The 3,962-nt window shown below is 62.2% G+C and carries 3 protein-coding genes; 1 reads left to right on the top strand and 2 read right to left on the bottom strand.

The annotated features are described in order from the left end of the window. Window positions 1–1,048: 1,048 nt before the first annotated feature. On the bottom strand, window positions 1,049–2,254 hold the full coding sequence (locus ACRDUX_RS05905) for an IS4 family transposase (RefSeq protein ID WP_526411924.1): 1,206 nt from the start codon (window positions 2,252–2,254) through the stop codon (window positions 1,049–1,051). A 52-nt stretch (window positions 2,255–2,306) separates the two neighbouring features. Here ACRDUX_RS05905 and ACRDUX_RS05900 point away from each other — a divergent pair, with 52 nt between their 5' ends. Continuing rightward, window positions 2,307–2,903, top strand: a complete 597-nt coding sequence (locus tag ACRDUX_RS05900) for a recombinase family protein (protein ID WP_526411923.1) — start codon at window positions 2,307–2,309, stop codon at window positions 2,901–2,903. Between the two features lie 46 nt (window positions 2,904–2,949). Here ACRDUX_RS05900 and ACRDUX_RS05895 read toward each other — a convergent pair whose 3' ends face one another. Then, a complete protein-coding gene (locus ACRDUX_RS05895) occupies window positions 2,950–3,549 on the bottom strand; it encodes a GNAT family N-acetyltransferase (protein WP_526411921.1) in 600 nt (199 codons plus the stop codon). Window positions 3,550–3,962 lie beyond the last annotated feature (413 nt).

Genomic DNA, 3,962 nt, shown 5'->3' with positions numbered 1-3,962 from the left:
ATCTCTGACAGGCCCGGCCGCAAGTTTACGTGGCAAAGTAGTGCCCCTGAGCACGCTCACCGTCATCGCGTATGCGTGGTCTTCAAGATTCGGAACGCGTTGGTGCGTAAACTGTTTCGCTCGTTGCCGGTGGCGAGGCGATATTCCGGCCCAACATTATTCCCCGGCTTCTCCGGACTTCTTGTCCTGTTCGGCCGCTCGGGCGGCGAGGTAGTCGGCCCAATCCCGTCCGGCGTATCTGACCCATCGGATTGCAGTGTTGATGTGCATGCCCAGTAGGTCAGCGATGATCGCAGCGGGAGATCGGCCGCGAGGGTCATGAGGGCGCCGTTGCGGGCGGGGCGCACGCTGATGCCGCGACGGTACTCAACACCTCCGGTTTCAGCCGTTCGGTGCGCTCCCTCTCTCCCACCACCCACCAAACGGGGGCGGTCGTCAGTGTCGACACGCGTCTTCCCACGTTCCGCACAGCAGCCGCAGACTCACGCCACCTGCACGCCGGACACCGCCTGGCCAATAACTCGGGCACCCGCCAGACTCATCCCGGGATTGCATTGAGACCCCGGTTTCGATGTCGCTTCCTAAATCTCGACGCTTCAGCAGTGGTTCACTCACGTTCGTCTTCCCGGTCCCCACCTGACGACTCTCCCGCCCCCTTTTCCTCGACGCTCACCACGACGGTCTTCAGCCAATGCAGCTCAAGGTGGTTTGACACCATCCCCCAAAAGGACGACGCCGAAGGGCCACAAAACCTTCATCTCCTGTGCAGCAACCACTTCCAAGCCAGTCGTCTCCTACATGACGACTCCTTTCCGCGCCGTGGCGCAATCGTTTAGGCCCAATACCGTTCAGTTAGTGGCTGCGGATTGCGATACTGGGTGGATGTTCGGGTTGAGGCCAGTGTTGGTGCGCAGTCCTTTTGACGTGCCATTTGGGCATCTTGCGTTTGATCACTCGGGGCGCTGATCGTCGGCGTCGTGGCGGGTTGATGCGGTCCAGGAGTCGATGCAGGAAGGCGCGCCAGTGGTGGTCGGCTGATCGTCGCCGGTTAGGGGGAAAAAGCACCCTGCTGGGCGACGGACTGACGCGCGATACGTAATGCGGCGGTGAAGCTGAGCCGGTCCGGATCACGCCCGGCGTGGTCGGCGGCTTGGCTCATCAAGGAGCGAATCGCGTAGTGGCAGCACAGATATCCCCAGATCTCCTGAAGGACGAGGTCGGGCGATTTCGAACGCAGCACCACTTTGGAGCCGCGCTGATGGGTCTTGAGTTCGTCGAAGACGCTCTCGATCTCCCACCGTTGCGCATAGGCGGCCGCCAGATCTACTGCGGGTACTTCAACGGGATCGAGCAGGGTCGTCACGAGTCGGTAGACGGCAGGGTTGTCTCGGCCGTCATCGACGGTGTAGTCGATGACTCGGGCCAGCATCGGCTCGCCGTACCGATCGGTGCTGGCCCGCAGATGCGCCAGCCAGGACCCATCGGGCAGATCCTCGACATGCGTCGGCGTCGGCCCGTTGCGGCCGGTACTCACTCGCCAGAGCATATCCGCTCCAGTATCAGAAGCGTTACGCCACAATGCATATGAGAAGAACCCGCGATCGGCCAACAACAGCATTCCCGGAGTCAGAGCGCCGAGTAGGCCCTCGACCATCTTGGACTCAGCGTCGCGGTAGGCACCGATCGTCGCGGCGAAGATCGCGTGAGTGCCGCACTCGGCGACCGCCAGCAGCCGTGCCTGCGGGAACGCCGATCTCTCGCCCTTGTTCACTCCAGGCCGACCGAAGAACTCGTCGTTGACCGCGGTATCGGCCACGTCCAGGCAGGTCCCGTCGATCGCGACCAGCCGCCGCCCGGCCAGCCACACCCCGGGCGCATCCGGCTCGCCCACAGGCCGAGCCACTCGCGTGAACAAGTCCGCCAGCGGCTGCGATCCCAGCCGCTCCCGCGCCTGAAAGATCGCCGATTTACCCGGTAACCGGTACTGCTCGCGCCACCCCGAAGCCCAGGCCAGACCATCAGTGAGCTGCGACAACACATCTTCATACGAACCGTCGGAGTACAGACCCATCCCGATCGCGAAATACGCCATCACCCGTGCCGGCAACGCACGATGACGCACCTGGGTCCGGCCCGAGGCCTCAATCACCTCATCCACCAACGCCGGCGGGAACACCCGCGTCAGCACACCCACCGACACCAAATCCGACAACCGACGATCCGACTCCGGCTTACGCCAACCCGCACGAGGCATCCCTACAAACTACACCCATGTAGTCTTAACTGAACGGTATTGGACTTAGGCCATGACCACCGCAGCCGCTCCGACCTCCACCGGCACGCAACTCGGGTATGCGCGGGTGAGCACCGAGCACCAGTCACTGGACCAACAGCTCGATGCACTCACCGCTGCTGGCGTTAACGCGGAGCGCGTGTACACAGACAAGCTGTCTGGGGCATCGGCGCAGGCGCAACGCCCCGGACTCGACGCACTGCTGAACTACGCCCGCGAAGGTGACGCCATCGTGGTCGTCGGCATCGACCGATTGGGCCGCAATGCTGCTCAGGTAATGATGACGATCCGCGAGTTGCAAGAGCGCGGAATCGTCTTGCGGTCGCTGCGCGAAGGCATCGACACCGCGACCGCTGCGGGCCGCATGGTGGCCGGTGTTCTCGCCAGCCTCGCCGAGCTTGAGTTGGAACTAGGTAAGGAGCGCCGCAGCGCATCGAGGGATGCACGTAGGGCTCGCGGACAGTCCATCGGTCGTCCAAAAGCTCTGACGGATGAGAAGGTCGCTCTGGCGCGCCGCATGCATGACAGCGGGGAGTCGGCTATCACTGTCGCAACGACTCTCGGCGTCAGCCGTGCAACCGTGTACCGCGTTCTTAGTGTTTCGGACTAACCCGCGTGTAGCGCCGCGTTGTCGCAGTAGCCGCCTCCCGTTGCATTCACAAGCTTGCCTCATCGTCGCTGAGACGACCGTGGAGGTGCATGTCGTGCCATCCGTCGGCATGAAACCCCGCGCCACGCCGCGTGCCTTCTGCTCGAAAACCTGCCTTGACCGCGACGCGACAGGACGCGGTGTTCGCCACAGAATGCTCTAGCCCGATTCGATGAAAGCCGTGCTCCTGAAACGCCCAGTTGGACAATGACAAGGCAGCCTTAGTACATAGTCCTCGTCCTCGGGCGTTGGCGACGATCCAGTACGCAAGTCCAGCCTTACCGTCTTCAAGATTCAGCCCCTTGAGAGCCATGCGGCCTAATAGTTCATCAGACGAGGACACAAGAGCCCAGTGTGCTTCGGTCTCGTCGGTCCAGTAACTCCGCCAACGGTCGATCCATCCGCTTGCCTCATCTGTCGAATCCATTCGCTTCACATGCCAACGCTGAATGGCAGGGTCTGCATAGGCTGCTACGAGCGCGGGAGCGTCCCGAGGCATCCATGGCCGAAGCGTCGCCTCCGCGCTTACAGAAATCGACGGCTGTGCTGACTCGGAAAGCGAACCGACCGCAATGGCGGGGGAAACCAAACTGGGCACACAACGCATCATTCCTCCTCCGGCGGGCGGAACGCTAGAAGGGGGTGGGGGGTGTCCCCTGGTCGTAATTGGGCGACGCCTTGCACGGCCAGCGTCCGCTCTCTCTCCGGCGAGTCGACGACGGCGGCGTCCGCAATCCGTCCGCAGTAGCTTCGGCGAAGAACCCAAATAGCCAACGCCGCCAACCTCTTGACCAGCAATTAGTTAACGAAGCCAACGCGGTCAACGTCCGCAAACGCCCAGTTCGTCTCGTTCGCATCGAGAAGATCACTCCTCGATGACTGTCGTCGACCCCGCTGTGGATGTCACGGAGCGCGCGTAGCTTCTTGATGTGATTCAAGTAGCGAGCAGCGATACCGAACGCCAGGAAGTGTTGGACTTGTTCCTTCAGATATTCGATGACATCGCTCCGAACGCTGTCC

The sequence above is a fragment of the Mycobacterium sp. genome, assembly GCF_050701675.1.
Taxonomy (GTDB): domain Bacteria; phylum Actinomycetota; class Actinomycetes; order Mycobacteriales; family Mycobacteriaceae; genus Mycobacterium.
Note: the sequence above shows the minus strand (reverse complement) of the source record. Positions and strands in the feature narration are given on the sequence as shown.

What these genes read in the sequence shown, in the direction of transcription:
- ACRDUX_RS05900 (WP_526411923.1), top strand. Translation starts at nt 2,307, where the DNA reads ATGACCACCGCAGCCGCTCCGACCTCCACCGGCACGCAACTCGGGTAT.
- ACRDUX_RS05895 (WP_526411921.1), bottom strand. Translation starts at nt 3,549, where the DNA reads ATGCGTTGTGTGCCCAGTTTGGTTTCCCCCGCCATTGCGGTCGGTTCG.
- ACRDUX_RS05905 (WP_526411924.1), bottom strand. Translation starts at nt 2,254, where the DNA reads ATGCCTCGTGCGGGTTGGCGTAAGCCGGAGTCGGATCGTCGGTTGTCG.